Genomic DNA, 14,262 nt, shown 5'->3' with positions numbered 1-14,262 from the left:
TACCTGCTCAGCGGACCACGAGTTTGGCCGCGTCCGCGGTGAAGACGGCCCGCCCGGCGATGATCCGCCCCTCCCGGTAGGGCCCGGGGCGTACCAGCCGGCCCAACGAGGTGAGCAGTGCCGTGGCGTCCATGGCCTGCTCGGTGATGCCTGCGGCGGCCATCTCGCTCACACCCTCGGCGCCGTGACCCGGGATCGGCCGGTATCCGACGACCGGTAGCCCGGCGGCGAGCGCCTGCATGGCCGTTTGCCCCGCGGCATTGTCCACCAGGGCACTGGATGCCGCCATCAGGTCCGGCAGGTCCTTGACCCATCCCAGTGCCAGAACGCCGGAAAGTTTCGCGGCGCGGGCTCGCAGCTTTTCGTCTCTGCCGCACAGCAACACCGGCAGGTGGCCTGACTGCGCGAGCAGGACCGCAGTCGCGGTCAGTCCTTGGCCCACGCCCCAGGCACCGGCTGATACCAGCACAGCCGGCCGTCCGGGTCCGCGTCGCGCCAACTCCGACGCCCAACGGGACAGCCGAGCAGGATGCGACTGGTCGGCGGCGGTGAAGGCCGAAGGTACGACCGGACCGCACACCATGGCCGGGCCTCCGGTCGCGGCACGGACTCGTGCCGCGGCGGCTTCCGTCAGACACAGATGGAGGTCGTTGCCCGGGTGGAGCCACTGCCGGTGCACGGCGAAATCGGTGACCACCACCGTGCTGGGCGGGCAGTTGTCACCATGGACGGCGCGCAGTCGCCCGGTGACCTGTGCGGCCTGGTGAAAGGTGGCCACGAGCGCGTCAGGGCGCCAGCGCTCGACGACGTGGCGCAGGCGTGGCTCAAGGGCTGCGGCCAGTGGGCCGGTATCCGGTACCCAGCTGCTCCGCTCGCCCAGGGCTCCGCGGTCGCGGAAGAACGCCGAGTAGACCGCTTGGTAGACCCATGGGCAGCGGCGGAGCGCAGTGCGATATGCGGCGCGCAGCCCGCGCCCGGCACCGGCGGGCAACAGGTTCAGTAGGTCCACACGTGCGGTCATGTGGCCGTCTGCCCGCAGCCGCTCCGCCAGTTCGGCAGCCACGGCGTCGTGGCCCGCCCCCATGCTTGCGCTCACCATCAGGAACCTTCCCATTCCTGAATATTCCCCGCGGGACGGTTGCCGTGCCACACCCAGACCGGGTGGCCGTTAGCCCAATGCGGGCATGCGCGTTTGCCAGTGCGCCGATTCCATGAAGGATGACTCAGAGCGGCCCGGTGCCTGCCGGGCTCGGAAGAGAGCTCCGCCGTCGGTGGCCACGGAGGACGGAAGGCCCATGCGCTCGAGCCCCCCACCCCGCAACAACCCCGTAGCCGAAGCCGACGCGGCGCCGGTGGCGACCGAGGCCGCCCGGCCCGCCCGCAGCCGGCGCCAGGTCGTGCTGATCACCGGCGCTTCCTCCGGAATCGGCGCCGAAGTCGCTTCACGGCTCTCGGCCAGTGGTCGGTGGGATCTGCTGCTCAACGGACGGGACGAGGGCCGGCTCGGCGCAGTCGCGGCCCGCACCTTCGGCGCCGCGCTGCCGATGGACCTGGCTTCCCACGAGGGCTGCCGAAGGCTCACCGAAGCAGCGCTGACGCACAGTGGCAGAGTCGACGCCCTCGTTGCCGCCGCGGGACTCGGCTGGGCAGGTGCCTACACCGACATGACACCCGCCAGCGTGAATCGCCTGGTGAATGTCAACGTCTGCGCCGTGCTCCACCTCGTCAGCCTGATCCTGCCGCAGATGATTTCTCGCGGGTCGGGCCGGCTGGTGCTCATCGGCTCGGTGGTCGGCCGCTACGGCGTGCGGGGGGAGGCGGCGTACGCGGCGACGAAGGGTGCGCTGATCCCCTTCGCGGAAAGCCTTCGATACGAACTCCAGGGCACAGGCGTCCACCTCAGCCTGGTGCTGCCAGGCCCCGTCGACACCGCCTTCTTCGCCCACCGTGGCACCCCCTACAAGCGCTCCTGGCCACGCCCGGTACCCGCCGGGCGAGTCGCGGCAGCAGTCGAGGAAGCACTGACGGGAGGCCGGGACGAGATCACCGTGCCTGCCTGGCTGGGCATCCCCGGCCGGCTGCAGGGCATGGCCCCGCACCTCTTCCGCACCCTGGCCACGCGCTTTGGCTGAGCTGCCGGGCCACCGGTACGGGCGCAGGGATCGTGACACGTGATCATCCTCTCCGTCGTACTGGCGCTGGTCGCCGCGCTCGGGAACGCGGCAGCCTCCGTACTGCAGCGCCACGCCGCAGCAGCCGACCTGCCACAACCCTCCGGCGGCCGCCCCGCCCGACGGTTCGGCTTCGTTCGTCACCCGGCCTGGCGCTGGGGGGCGGGACTGTTGCTCTTCTCCGGCGTGGCGCAGGCCCTCGCCCTGGCGGCCGGCCCGCTGGCAGTCGTGCAGCCGGTGATGACGACAGAACTGTTGTTCACCCTGGTGCTTGCCGCTGCTGTCTTCCGGTGGCCCCCCGGAGCCCGGACCTGGGGGGCATTTCTCGGGATGGCGCTGGGCTTGGTGGCCTTTCTCCTCCTGGCCGGTCCGACCGGCGGCACGGAGACCGTAGCGCCGAAGAGGTGGCTGGTCAGCGCCGTGCCCGCCGCCGCCGTATCGATCGTGCTGGTCGTAGTGGGAAAGGAGCTGCGGGGACCGGCGCGGGCTGTCGTGCTGGGGTCTGCGACCGCCATCGGCTTCTCCTTCACCGCGGCACTGATGAAGGACACACTCGGCCTGGTGGCCGGCGGACACCGGGACCTGCTCACCACGTGGCAGATCTACACGGCCGCAGCCGTCGGCCTGGGCTCCTTCCTCATGTTGCAGGCCACCCTGCGGGCTGGTTCCCTGGCGGCATCACAGCCCGCGCTCACACTCGGCGACTCGCTCCTGAGCGTCATTCTCGGCGTCTCGCTGTTCCAGGAGCGGATCAACCTTGGCTGGCGGGTGCTGCCGGAAGTGGCATCGCTCGTTCTCATCGCATTCGCTTGCGTGCATCTGAGCAGGTCGCCATTGGTCTCTGGGAAGGAGGCACAGCGATGGTGAGACACCCGGGCAGGGGAGGCGCGCGCGTCGTGTCCGGCGTAGCAGGCGGCGCGCTGGGTATCGCTGCCGCATGGCACATAGGTCCCGCCGCCACCTGGCTGCCTCCCCTACGGAAGATCCTCAGCCCCACCCTGGACGGCCGAGGTCACCCCGACCATGTGGCCCTGACATTCGACGACGGACCGGACCCGGCCAGCACTCCCCACTTCCTGCGCGTCCTCTCCGAGCACAACGTGCACGCCACCTTCTTCCTCGTCGGTACCTCGCTGAGACGTCATCCGGCCCTCGGCCGGGCGCTCGTGGCAGGCGGTCACGAAGTCGCGGTGCATGGCTGGCATCACCGCCGCCCCTGGTACCCCACGCCGCTGCGCGACGTACGGGAGGTGGCGCGAACCGCCGACGCCGTCCGGCAGATCTGCGGAACGGACCCGCAGTGGTATCGACCGCCCTACGGCATCCTCACCGGCGGCAGACTGGCTGCTGCCCGCCGAGCCGGACTGCGACCGGTGCTCTGGTCGACGTGGGGGCGGGACTGGACCGTGAACGCGGACGCCCACTCTGTGCAGGCATCGGTCCTCAAGGGTCTGACCGGCGGCGCCACGGTGCTCCTCCACGACGCGGACGGATGGAGTGCGCCTGGTGCGTGGCGAGCCACGCTGGGCGCACTGCCCGGCCTGCTGGCCGAGTGCCGTCGACTCGGTCTGCGCGTAGGCCCTCTCAGCGAGCACAGCCGTGAGGTGTGATCATGAAGGACTGCGGCAAATAAGTGGACCGGTTCCTTTGCATCGTCGTCTCAGGTGCCGCCTGCGCATACCCAAGATCAGTGAGGCGTGCAACGTCACGAGCCTTTTATGCCCTCACCCAGTTCAGTCTCAGGAGCGGACCCTACGGGGGTGCCGTTGCGGGACGATGACGTGGCGTCAACCCGTCTCCGGGGCTTCCTTCGGAATCGATCATCTTTGGACAGGGCGAGACATGGTGCATGTGCTGAGCAGCAGGACCCTACTTCGGCCCACCGATCCCGAGCGCTCGCGGGACTTCTACGGGACGAAACTGGGCCTGGAGATTTACAGGGAGTTCGGCACCGGGCCCGAGCGCGGCACCGTCTACTTTCTCGGCGGTGGCTTCCTCGAGGTCTCGGGCCGCTGCGACACCCCGCCGTCCCCAGGCCTGGAACTGTGGCTACAGGTGAGTGACGCGCAGGCGACCTACGAGGAACTCGCCCGGCAGGGTGTCGACATGCTGAGGGCTCCCGAACGAGAGCCCTGGGGACTGATCGAGATGTGGACGGCCGACCCGGACGGCGTGAAGATCTACATTGTGGAAGTGCCCGAGGACCACCCGATGCGCTATCGGCCGGGCACTTAGGCGTCGTCTCACGTGGTGGGGGCTCGGCATCGGGGCTCGTCCAGCTACTCCGCGACGCTCGCGATGAACGTGTGGATTTCGGCGGTGAGGTTGCGCATGTCCTCCCCCGCCGCGTGCACCGAAGTGGCCTCGAACTGCCATTCCTCAGAGGGGGCCCGGTCGCGGATGCCCCAAGTCAGTTGGACGTGGCCGCCAGAGTGGTGTTCCGCTGACAGGGTCAGGTCGTAGCAGAGGGAGTGCCAGGTGCGCACTCCTTCCCAGCCCCGGAAGTCTTCGACAAGTGAGGCGAAGAAGGTGTCGAGGCCGTCTCCGTCCCAGGTCTCCACCGAGGTCTCGACATTTCCCCAGGGTCCGCGAGCCCTGACGAGGAAGTCGAGTGTTAGTTCGTCTTCGTACCGCCGGGTCGGCTCCGAGAGCAGTAGGCGTGCGGGCACGGAGTCTCCCACCTGGACCATAGGGCGGCCGGAGTCGTCGTAGTCGATCACGCGATCAGGTTAGAAGACCGGGCAGGGCAGCCGTCGCACTCTCGGACGGGCCGACATCGGGCGTAGCCACTTTGAGGGATGATCGCCAGCCATGGCTGTGGATCTTGAGTGCGAACTCGTTCCTGACGGGCTGTGGGAGATTGTGGCGCCGCTGATACCGCCGTTCAAGCCGCGTCGGCAGGGCGGTGGAACGGCTCCGGTGGCGGACCGGACGGTGTTCTGCGCAATCGTGTATGCGCTGACCACCTCATGTGCTTGGCGTCGCTTGCCGCCCAGCTTCGGCGTGAGTCCGGCTACTGTGCACCGCCGATTTGCTGCCTGGACAAGAGCCGGCTTGTGGCGGCGCCTCCACAACGAAGTCCTTGACCGGCTGGGTGCCGTAGGGGCGATCGACTGGTCCGCTGCCCTGGTTGATTCTGCTTCGGTCCGGGCGAAAAGGGGGCCAGCTCGTAGGTCCGAATCCGGTCGACCGGGGCAAACCCGGCGCCAAACTCCACACGGAAGGGATTGCGGGTACATCCTGGGACATTGCTCCGCGAGAGGTTTGGCACCACTCGTAAACATGGTCCGTTCCACCACCCAGCGATGCCGGCCCAGGCGGCTGAAGGGTCCGATGCCACGGCGGGCGATGCGGGGCACGATCTGCCGGAGTCGCAGCCAACCTCGTAGATGGCCAACGTCGTAGCCCTTGTCCGCATGCAACTTGGCCGGTCGGCCTCGTCTCGGCCCGTATCGGGAGCGGATCGGCGGGATGCCGCGCATCAGCGGCACCGGCGCCTGGCTGTCATGCGGTAAGCAGTGCCGCTACTTCACCGGTGTCGGCGCGATACCGCTGAGGCGCTGATCGACGGGATCACCGAGCGCGCGCCGAGCCCGCACAAAAAACCTCGGCGGTGATCCGGCCGTCCTCGCGCAGGTGGGCGATGGCTTCGGCGTGGCTGCCGCCGGCGTCCGGAAAGGTGAGGGTTGACTCGTGCAGTACCCCAAGGGCGTCTGCCGAGCCCGTGGGTGACAGGGTCACGCACCCGTCGGCGGCGAGCGGGGCCGTGGCGGGGGAGAAGACCGGTCGGCTCTCGACGAACTTCCGCACCTGCCGTTGTGGTTCTCGTGGGCCTTCCCATGAGTCCCGGTGTCACAGACCGTCCTGCTGCAACCAGGACCACGGACACAGGGGCTGCCCGGAACGGATGTAGTGACTCTCTTGCGAAGGTGGGATGGCGGTGGCAACGCCCCGGTCCGTGGTGCCGCTGCTCGCGGTCTGCGCGGGCTACTTCATGGTCATCCTGGACGTGACCATCATCAACGTCGCCGTTCCCGTCGTGGGCCGGGAGTTGGGGGCCTCGCTCACCGCTATCCAGTGGATCACCAACGGCTACACGCTGGCTTTCGCCGGCCTGCTGCTGGCTGGCGGCGCGCTCGGGGACCGGTTGGGCAACCGTCGGATCTTCTGCACCGGGGTCGTCGTTTTCACTGCGGCCTCGGCCGGCTGCGGGCTGGCCCAGCACACCGGGGCCCTGGTCGCCGCCCGGCTGCTGGAGGGAGTCGGCGCGGCACTCATCGTGCCGGGCTCGCTCGCACTCCTCCAGCAGGCATACCCCTCGCCGGCGGAGCGCTCCCGCGCCTTCGGACTCTGGGGGTCGATGGCCGGCATCGCCGCCTCCGCAGGCCCCCTCCTCGGCGGACTCCTCGTCACCACCGTCGGCTGGCGATGGGTCTTCTTCATCAATGTGCCCATCGGATGCGCCTGCCTGCTGCTGACCCTGCGCCACGTAGCCCCCTCGCCCCGGCAAACCGGCCGCTCCCTGGACTGGCCGGCCCAGGGCGCGATCTTCGCCACGGTGGCTCTGCTGACCGCCGTCCTGAACGAGGCCGGACGACGCGGCTGGACAGACCCACTGATCCTCGCCGGTGCCGGCCTGTGCGTGCTGGCCGCCGCCCTGTTCGTCCTGCGGGAGCGCCTGGCCCGCACTCCCGTACTGCCTCTGCGACTGCTGCGATCGCGTGCGCTGAGCGGCGCGGCCGTGATCGGCCTGCTGTTCAACTTCGCCTTCTACGGGATGATCTTCACCGCCAGCCTGTACTTCCAGCAGCACCAGGGTCTGAGCGCACTGCGCACCGGCCTCGCACTCTTCCCCGCTGTCGCCATGACAATGTTCGCCTCCGTCCTGTCCGGGCGACTCGCACGACGCACCGGACACCGCCCGCTGGTGGTCTCCGGCATGCTGCTGGCAGCTGCGGGCCTGGCCGGCTGGGCAGCCGCCGGGACGGACCCGGGCTATCCGCTGCTCGTCGCGCCGATGATGGCAGCCGGATTCGGTACTTCCTTCGCCCTCACCGGCTCGACCACCACCGTCATGACAGCCGCACCCGAAGGCTTCTCCGGCACCGCCTCCGCCCTGTTCAACACCACCCGCCAAGTAGGCAGTGCCGCAGGCGTCGCATTGGGCGGCTCACTGCTCGCCGCGACCGGTGACTTCACAGCGGGGCTGCGAACCAGCATGGTCATCGGCGCGCTCGCCTATTTGGCAGCTGCCGCCCTCGCGCTCTCCTGCATCCCGTCGAAGGAGACCCACCACACCACCGGCTGAAGTACCGCCGACCAGTCACATTCCTCGGATGCCTGGCCGAAGCCGATGTCGTCGCCACAACCGCCCTGGCGCAGTGGCTCGGCAGGACCCCCGGCACCACCTCGGCGACCCTGGAGGACGGAACTACGCGAACCCCGACACGTATGGCACGACCCCACCCAGCATCGTCCCGGTCAGACGCCTCCGGTGATCGTCTGACCGTCACCGATCACCGGGCCCGCCGACCTGACCGCGGGACCGCAACGTCAACTCGTCAAGCGCAGCTGGTCCAGTTCGCCGGCGATCGCCTCCCGCAGCACGTCATGCCGGGGACCCAGCCTGAACTCTTCGTCAGTCCACCGTTCGCGCGGATAGAGCCACACAGGCTTGCCCACCACATCGGCCGGCTCCCACTCGAACCGCGGCCAGACATGCGCATGCAGGAACGGGTCCGTATTCCCCAGGATCTCCAGGTTGACCCGCCGGAAGGCCGGGTCCAGCCGCCGACAGGCATGCTCGACCGCTTCACCGAGTTGGTCCATGTCGGACAGGAACGACAGCCGCTTCGGCTTCGGCAAGTCCGACAGCCGCTGCACAGCTGGGTCATCCACGAGCAGAACCGAGTATCCCGGCAAGAACTGAACATCCCCGATGACCGCGAATCCTGACGTCAACCGCCGCATCACGGTCGGGTTCTCACCGCTGAGCGCAGTCCCGACCCGATCCACCCGCCAGTCACCACTCATGGCCAGAACCCTATTTCGGTGGTCAAGGATGGCTCTTCGCTTCCCCCGCCCTCCTCAATCAGTACGCGTATCCAGGTCACCGGGAGCCGCCGAGCGAGCGCAGGAGCTTGTCACGAAACCGCTATCCGCCACGACGTGGCCAAAGTTCCGCATGACCGTGTCGCGTTGGTCAGGTTCCACGCGCGACCTCCGGAGTGCACCTGAGCACCTGATCACCCCTGCACCGTGCTCTTCCGCTGTCGGCAGCACGACGGAACGCGGGCAGGGGTGCTGACCGCGCCACAAGTCCGTGCGGAAGCGCCCGAGATCAACAGCGGGACGGTCCGTAGCGGTCTCCGGCACACGAGGGGGAGCAGCAGTACGCGGAGCGGTGGCATGGCCCGCTCCCTTCTGGAGTCGACGCAAGGTCCGTGCTGCACCAACGGGGCGCCGACTCGAGCGCGGGGCCGAACGGCATTGGCAGCCCATGACACGTACGCCGTGGAGGGCCGGCTGCGCCTGAGAGTGAGGACCTTGTCCCTCCGCGAGTCGACGGGGATCATGAAGGCGTGCACCACCGAGAGGAACTCCATGAATGGCTCCTGTGCGCCGGACTCACGGTCGTCGAGGAGATGCGCCCGGGCAGCCTGTTCCCGCCGGAGGCCGGCTGGCGGATCGCTCGGGGGATCGCGGCGCCGGACGGCGCGGCCCCGGAAGCACTCGACGCCGCGTGGTGGCGCCGCCTTGCAGATGCCGACGGCGAGTTCCTGGTGGCCGTCCTCGGACATCGGATCGGCGGCAACGACTCCTGGTGGACCCGAGTTCGCTGCGCCGACGGCGGTGTACCGGGGCTGACCGGCGGCCCAGGGTTCGTGGCGCTCTCCGTCGACGGGCAGGTGCTGCTGGCCGAGGTGCCCAGCGCGGACGGCCCTCGGGTGACGGCCCTTGACCGACTGCCGGAGCGGCTGGAAGAGGCCGCTGCGGCCGCCGGGCGCGAGACGGAGACCGAGCGCGCCGAGGTGTGGGCTGCGGTGCCCGGCCGACCGGCGTGGCCCTTGCACTGGGCGGAGGGGATCGGGTTCAACCCGGCCGCGCCGGACGAGCTGCTGATCCGGCTGCTGGATGTGGAGGTGGGCTTCCTGCACGGCTGCGACCGGCCTGCCGTACTCGACGCCGCCGTGACGCATCCCGATTCGCGGGTGCGCTCGAGGCCCGCGGACACTTTCCGGCCCAAGCTCACGTCCGACCAGTGGGTACGCCTGATCCACGCCGAACCGTCGCCGAGCAGGCGCGTGCTCTGGGCCGAGAATGCCTGCGCCTGGGGCGTCGAACTTCCCGGGGACCTGTACGACGACCTCCTCGCCGGCCCGTCCCGCGCTCAGACCGCCGAACTCCCAGGGCTCCCGGCACACCACCTCCCCGGCCTCGCGGCCGACGCCGATCCCCGGGTGCGGGCAACTGCCTGCGCCCGATGGGAGGAGCTCGCCGCGCCGCCGCGAGCGCGACTACTGGCGGACACCGATGACGAGGTGCGTACGGCGGCTCTTCTCGCCCACCACACCGGTGTCCCCATGCCTCGCCAGGTCTTTGCCGCGCTGCCCGCGCCACGGCGGGCACTCGAACAGTGCCGTCTCTCGCCCGAGCTGGAGGCGGAGCTGGTCCGGGACGGGGATGCGGAGGTGCGCCGAGCGCTGGCCGCCAACCCGCGGCTCAGTGCACACAGCGTCGCCGTCCTGGCGGAGGACCCGTGCGACGACATCCGCTCGGCCGTGGCACTGCGGCCCGACCTCGACGAGGAGCAGCGTGCCGCGGTGCGCCACGACTTCGACGCGACGTTGATGTCCCGCACTCTGCCCTGGGTGGAGGACCTGCACGGTGACGCCGATGCGATGCGCCGCCTCGCCGTATCCGCCCATCCGCTCGTCCGCCGGAGCGTGGCCCGTGCCCGGCATCTTCCACCGGACGTCGTGGAGCGTCTGGCGGGGGACGAGGACCGCGCGGTCCGCCTCTTCCTGGCGGAATCGTGCGAGGACGCTACGGCCGAGATGTTGCTGGAGGTCTGGCGCTGGTGGGACGGAAGCTTCAGTCACCCCGACCGCCCCCGTGGCCACCCCAACTTCCCTCGTACGGGCCTGCTGCGCTACCTCGGCGACCCCTGTGGGCGGATGCGCCGCCTGGCCCTGGACGATCCGGAGTCCGTGCCTGCCGATGTCGCATGTTTTGCCCGCGACCCAGAAGCCGAGGTGCGCTGCCGCGCAGCCGAGGACCCCCGGCTGTCACCGGCCGACGCGGTGCGGTTGCTGAACGACCCGTCGTCCGACGTCCGCGCGACCGCTGTGCGCCATCCACGGCTTCCGGCCCGCGCCCTTGCCGGGCTGCTGCACGACCGCGACTCGGCAAGCGCGGCGGTGACGAATCCGGGGATCCCGGTCCCTGTCCTGGACCGCATCCTGGCCGAGGCGGCGGCAGCAGTGGCAGCCCGGCGCTGAACAACGCCGACTTTCCTGCAGAGCGAAGCAACATTGGTTGACCGGGCCACAATGCGCATCGCACTCTGCGTCGGGCACGAAGAGCTGATGGTCCTCCAGCCTTACTACGCAAACGGGATCCGCAATTCGGCGCGCCAGTTCTGGAATGTGGACCCTAACTCTGCCTTCTGGGGTATCCCGAGCTGACGCTGGGAGGAGTACCAACTGATGGGCGACCGGGAGTCGCTGTACGACTTGTCCAAGCCCTGGCCGCCGGACTTGCCGGTGGAGACGGACGGAAGTGCTCTAGGTTGGCTGTCGTGAGTGCCTGGGGTGGGGGTTACCGCTATGTCGGACCGGCCGAGCTGAAGGCTGCGGTCCGTCCTGGTGGCGGCGGGTGTCGGATCGGCTCGGCGGCTGACTTCGATGCCTGGATCGCGGAGCGATCGGCGGCAGAACTGACTGAGCCGTTCACCTTCGTGGTCGGTATGGACGGTGTGCTTCGGCTGGCGCCGCGACGAAGCGAGCATGTGGCCTGTGCCGGCGGAGACATGGTTCTGAGCGCCGGCGAGATCAGCTTCATGCGGGCGGCGGACGGGTGGGCCGTGAGCGAGGTCAGCAATCAGTCCAGTGGGTATTGCCCGGACGTCACCTCCTGGGTGGAGGCCGCCCGTGCCCTGGACGACGTAGAGCTTGGGCGGCCTTGCGGCTTCACCCATGAGGTGGTGTTCCGGCGATGCCCTGACTGCCAGGAGCACAACATCGTGCGCGAGGACGACTTCGTCTGTGTCTTCTGCGGCAGCGATCTGCCTGCGGCGTGGAACGTGGATCCGACCGCGTGAGCACCGAGGGAGACACCTACTCGGTGATTGCAGCGCAGAAAACGGCGCGTCGTAGGGGACCGCGAGGTTGTTGTATCGGCGCACGAGAGGGGGCAGCGATGTGCGAACCATACCTGTACTGCTCATCGGCCTGCTGACGACTGAACCGATCTGTAGCGGGGTCGTGACCAGGCAGATCCGCAGTCTGTCCCGGCGGCTCAGACGCTTTGCCGAGCATGGTCAGCGGCGCTGACAGCTGGTTTGCAAGGGCTTAGTCCTCCGGCAGCTCCCATGAGGCGAACCAGTGGGGGAACGGCCCGGCGGAGGGCGGGAAGGCGAACGGGGGGGTGCGGTCGGTGAGCAGGCGCAGTACGAACTCGCCGGTGCCGCAGTCGAAGCGCTGCCACTCACCGTCCAGGTGCTGCACCAGAACCGGCCAGTCGTCGGGATCGGCCGGTCCGGTCAGCCAGTGGAAGGTCAGCTCCTGCTCGGAGGTCCCCCATATGAGCACGCCGCCGGGCGCGGGATGGACCGGGTGTGGCCGGTACAGGTCGGCGTACCGCGCCATGTCCTGGCCCCAGGAGACTAGATCCGTGCCCAGCGCACCCGGCACCAGGAGGTCCAGGTACTCGTCGAAGCTGCCCGCGCCGAAGGCGTCGACGATGTCCTTGTAGTCACCGGGCAGCGCGGTGCCCAGCGCCGCCTCCGTCGCGGCCCAGTCGACGCCGCACCGATCGGGCTCCGTCCACCCGGTGGCCTCCCGCAGCAACGCCACCCACCCGACCCCGGGCGGGCGGGCGAACGCGCGCCGGGCGAGGATCACGACGCGGCGCGGGCCATCGGCGGTGGCCGTCACGCCGTATCCGAACCAGTGCTCGGCCAGCACCCACCCGCGCAGCTCCAGCAGCCCGCCCTCCCCGCCGATGAGGAGCCCACCCTCCCCGCCCACCGGCGGACCGTCGGGCACCCCTGCCGCCCTACCCCCGACGACCCACGCACGTACCGGCAGACCCGCCCCGTCAACCACGTCCGCAGCGACGCGCTCCAGCTCGGCCAGATCCTCCGCGTCACTGGGAACACAGACATGCCCTGCCCCATGAAAGGGCAGCGGGCAGTGCAATTCGGGCGCGCGCCAGGCGTCGTTCAGACGGGCGCGCAGAGCTGAGGCATCCACACGGCCAAGTGAACAGCACGGCACTGACATTGAGCCTTTTCAACTGCATCAGCAGTACGCCGTTGGGCTGACAACAGGATGAAGCCCCTGGTAGGTGGGTTTCAACCAAGATCACCAGTCCGTCAGGAGCTTCCGCGTGCTTGTCTACCCGTCCGGTATCGACCTGTCCAGCCGAACTCTGCAGCAAATATCCGGTCTCCTCGCAGGTCACCGTCGACGGATCGGCTCCCGCTGGCGTCGCCTGACCTGCGGCCGGCAGGCCATGCTGGTCCTGGCTCACCTGCGCTGCGGCGACACCTACGCCCGCCTCGCAGCAGGTTTCCGCGTCGGGATCGCGACGGTCCACCGGTACATACGCGAGGCCGTGAACCTCCGGTATCCGCGCCACTCGAGGGCGGCGGCAGGCGAGTAACTGGCGTCGCGCCCACGCTGGAACAGGCCATAACGACGGTGCGGAAGAAGGCGTACGTGATCCTCGACGGCACCGTACTGCCAATCGACCGCATCGCCGCCGACCGCCCGTACTACTCGGGGAAGAAGAAGCACCACGGGATGAACGTGCAGGTCCTCGCGGATCCAGCCGACCGTTTGATCTGGGCCTCGGACGCGCTACCCGGAGCCGTGCACGATCTGACCGCGGCCTGGACCCACGGCATTCCCGCCGCTCTCGCCGATGATGACGCCAAGTGCTGGGCTGACAGGGCGTATCAGGGCGCAGGCCCTGCTGTCCGCGTCCTGTTCCGGGGCAAGAACCTGCGCGGCTGGCGTCGTAGTCACAACCGCGATCACGCCAAGATCCGCAGCCTCGGCGAACGCGCTATGGCCACCCTCAAATGCTCGCGCCTCCTGAGGAAGCTCCGCTGCAGCACCACCCTGATCACCGCCGTCGTCCGTGCCGTCGTCGCACTCGAACTCGCCGCCTGATCACGATGGAAAAGGCTCACTGAGCCCTTTCCAACACGATCCCGGACCGAGTGTCGGAGCCGAGTGGTAGACACCTGCCATGGCGCAGTTCTTGGTACTGGTTGACGGCGAGGCGGGCGGATGGCGCGTCGACCGCGAGGCACTGACTGCGGCGATCCGGGCTCGGTGGTCAAGTGTCGAGGTCGACTCGACCCACCTAAGTGAGTCGCGAAGCAACTGCTGGCGCTTCGAGACGAAGAGCGGTCTGGGCGAGGCATATCTGCATCAGGATGGGACCTGCCTGTACCTGGACGGCGGGCACGAGGATGCTGCGTGGTTGGCGGTCGCCTTCCGCAGGCTCGTTCCGGCGGATCTTGATCTGATCTTCTGCGACGAAGGCTACAACTTAGATGTTCGGCTCAAGCCCGAGGCCACTGATGCCGAGCTGACTGCTGTGATGAGCAATCCCTGACTCGGCGGATATGCCCACCTGCTCGTTCGCCTCAACTTGTGGTGGGGTGATAGGTCACGCGGGGTCGTTCTTGTGGTGTGTGGGTGGCACCGTTCGGCCCTGGGGCTGGGTGGTTGGGTGTTCGGGGTTTGTGTGTGGTCTGGGTGTGGGCTTGGTACAACCTTCCGTGTGTGTTGTGGGTCACATCTTGTGTGAGCAAATCGCTCTCCGAGGTGTAAGGGGGAAATATGATGATGACGCG

General features: G+C 68.8%; 13 protein-coding genes and 3 pseudogenes. 10 read left to right on the top strand and 6 right to left on the bottom strand.

Annotated features, from left to right (window positions below):
- Nucleotides 1–7: 7 nt before the first annotated feature.
- A complete protein-coding gene (locus tag ACFW9O_RS25390; RefSeq protein ID WP_384612368.1) occupies nt 8–1,114 on the bottom strand; it encodes a galactosyldiacylglycerol synthase in 1,107 nt (368 codons plus the stop codon).
- 181 nt (nt 1,115–1,295) lie between these two features.
- Here ACFW9O_RS25390 and ACFW9O_RS25385 point away from each other — a divergent pair, with 181 nt between their 5' ends.
- The 4 genes from ACFW9O_RS25385 to ACFW9O_RS25370 all read left to right on the top strand — a co-directional run bounded on the left by ACFW9O_RS25385 (nt 1,296) and on the right by ACFW9O_RS25370 (nt 4,406).
- A complete protein-coding gene (locus ACFW9O_RS25385; protein WP_384612366.1) occupies nt 1,296–2,132 on the top strand; it encodes an SDR family NAD(P)-dependent oxidoreductase in 837 nt (278 codons plus the stop codon).
- 39 nt (nt 2,133–2,171) lie between these two features.
- Nucleotides 2,172–3,038: a DMT family transporter gene (locus ACFW9O_RS25380; RefSeq protein ID WP_384612364.1), complete on the top strand. Its 867-nt coding sequence runs from the start codon at nt 2,172–2,174 to the stop codon at nt 3,036–3,038.
- Nucleotides 3,032–3,781 (top strand): polysaccharide deacetylase family protein, encoded by a 750-nt coding sequence (locus ACFW9O_RS25375; protein WP_384612363.1) that lies wholly within the window; start codon nt 3,032–3,034, stop codon nt 3,779–3,781. The genes ACFW9O_RS25380 and ACFW9O_RS25375 overlap by 7 nt, the downstream gene beginning before the upstream one ends.
- A 232-nt stretch (nt 3,782–4,013) precedes the next feature.
- Nucleotides 4,014–4,406 carry a VOC family protein gene (locus ACFW9O_RS25370; protein ID WP_384612361.1) on the top strand — a complete coding sequence of 131 codons (393 nt, stop codon included), beginning with the start codon at nt 4,014–4,016 and terminating at the stop codon, nt 4,404–4,406.
- Between the two features lie 44 nt (nt 4,407–4,450).
- Here ACFW9O_RS25370 and ACFW9O_RS25365 read toward each other — a convergent pair whose 3' ends face one another.
- The gene (locus ACFW9O_RS25365; RefSeq protein WP_384612690.1) at nt 4,451–4,861 is read right to left on the bottom strand and encodes a DUF6228 family protein; all 411 of its coding nucleotides are present in this window, start codon (nt 4,859–4,861) and stop codon (nt 4,451–4,453) included.
- 121 nt (nt 4,862–4,982) lie between these two features.
- Between ACFW9O_RS25365 and ACFW9O_RS25360 the strand changes: the two are divergent.
- Nucleotides 4,983–5,231, top strand: a pseudogene (locus ACFW9O_RS25360) (transposase); the annotation flags it as partial.
- Nucleotides 5,232–5,452: 221 nt separating this feature from the next.
- Here ACFW9O_RS25360 and ACFW9O_RS25355 read toward each other — a convergent pair.
- Both ACFW9O_RS25355 and ACFW9O_RS25350 read right to left on the bottom strand, forming a co-directional pair.
- Nucleotides 5,453–5,680, bottom strand: a pseudogene (locus tag ACFW9O_RS25355) (IS5/IS1182 family transposase); the annotation flags it as partial.
- A gap of 64 nt (nt 5,681–5,744) precedes the next feature.
- On the bottom strand, nt 5,745–5,981 hold the full coding sequence (locus ACFW9O_RS25350) for a hypothetical protein (RefSeq protein WP_384612359.1): 237 nt from the start codon (nt 5,979–5,981) through the stop codon (nt 5,745–5,747).
- Nucleotides 5,982–6,111: 130 nt separating this feature from the next.
- Here ACFW9O_RS25350 and ACFW9O_RS25345 point away from each other — a divergent pair, with 130 nt between their 5' ends.
- A complete protein-coding gene (locus ACFW9O_RS25345) occupies nt 6,112–7,479 on the top strand; it encodes an MFS transporter (RefSeq protein WP_384612357.1) in 1,368 nt (455 codons plus the stop codon).
- Nucleotides 7,480–7,724: 245 nt separating this feature from the next.
- Here the strand turns inward: ACFW9O_RS25345 and ACFW9O_RS25340 are convergent, their stop codons facing one another.
- On the bottom strand, nt 7,725–8,204 hold the full coding sequence (locus ACFW9O_RS25340) for a diadenosine tetraphosphate hydrolase (RefSeq protein WP_384612355.1): 480 nt from the start codon (nt 8,202–8,204) through the stop codon (nt 7,725–7,727).
- 548 nt (nt 8,205–8,752) lie between these two features.
- Here ACFW9O_RS25340 and ACFW9O_RS25335 point away from each other — a divergent pair.
- Nucleotides 8,753–10,672, top strand: coding sequence for a hypothetical protein (locus ACFW9O_RS25335; RefSeq protein WP_384612353.1), 1,920 nt, complete (start codon nt 8,753–8,755; stop codon nt 10,670–10,672).
- A 299-nt stretch (nt 10,673–10,971) separates the two neighbouring features.
- Nucleotides 10,972–11,493, top strand: coding sequence for a hypothetical protein (locus ACFW9O_RS25330; RefSeq protein WP_384612351.1), 522 nt, complete (start codon nt 10,972–10,974; stop codon nt 11,491–11,493).
- A gap of 250 nt (nt 11,494–11,743) precedes the next feature.
- Here the strand turns inward: ACFW9O_RS25330 and ACFW9O_RS25325 are convergent, their stop codons facing one another.
- The gene (locus tag ACFW9O_RS25325; RefSeq protein WP_384612350.1) at nt 11,744–12,646 is read right to left on the bottom strand and encodes a hypothetical protein; all 903 of its coding nucleotides are present in this window, start codon (nt 12,644–12,646) and stop codon (nt 11,744–11,746) included.
- A gap of 136 nt (nt 12,647–12,782) precedes the next feature.
- Between ACFW9O_RS25325 and ACFW9O_RS25320 the strand changes: the two are divergent.
- Nucleotides 12,783–13,570 (top strand): annotated as a pseudogene (locus tag ACFW9O_RS25320) (transposase family protein).
- Between the two features lie 79 nt (nt 13,571–13,649).
- Nucleotides 13,650–14,021, top strand: a complete 372-nt coding sequence (locus ACFW9O_RS25315) for a hypothetical protein (protein ID WP_384612348.1) — start codon at nt 13,650–13,652, stop codon at nt 14,019–14,021.
- Nucleotides 14,022–14,262: the final 241 nt, after the last annotated feature.

The organism is Streptomyces sp. NPDC059499, assembly GCF_042749285.1.
GTDB lineage: Bacteria > Actinomycetota > Actinomycetes > Streptomycetales > Streptomycetaceae > Streptomyces.
The sequence above is the reverse complement of the archived record's forward strand: the minus strand, read 5'-3'. Positions and strand labels throughout refer to the sequence as shown.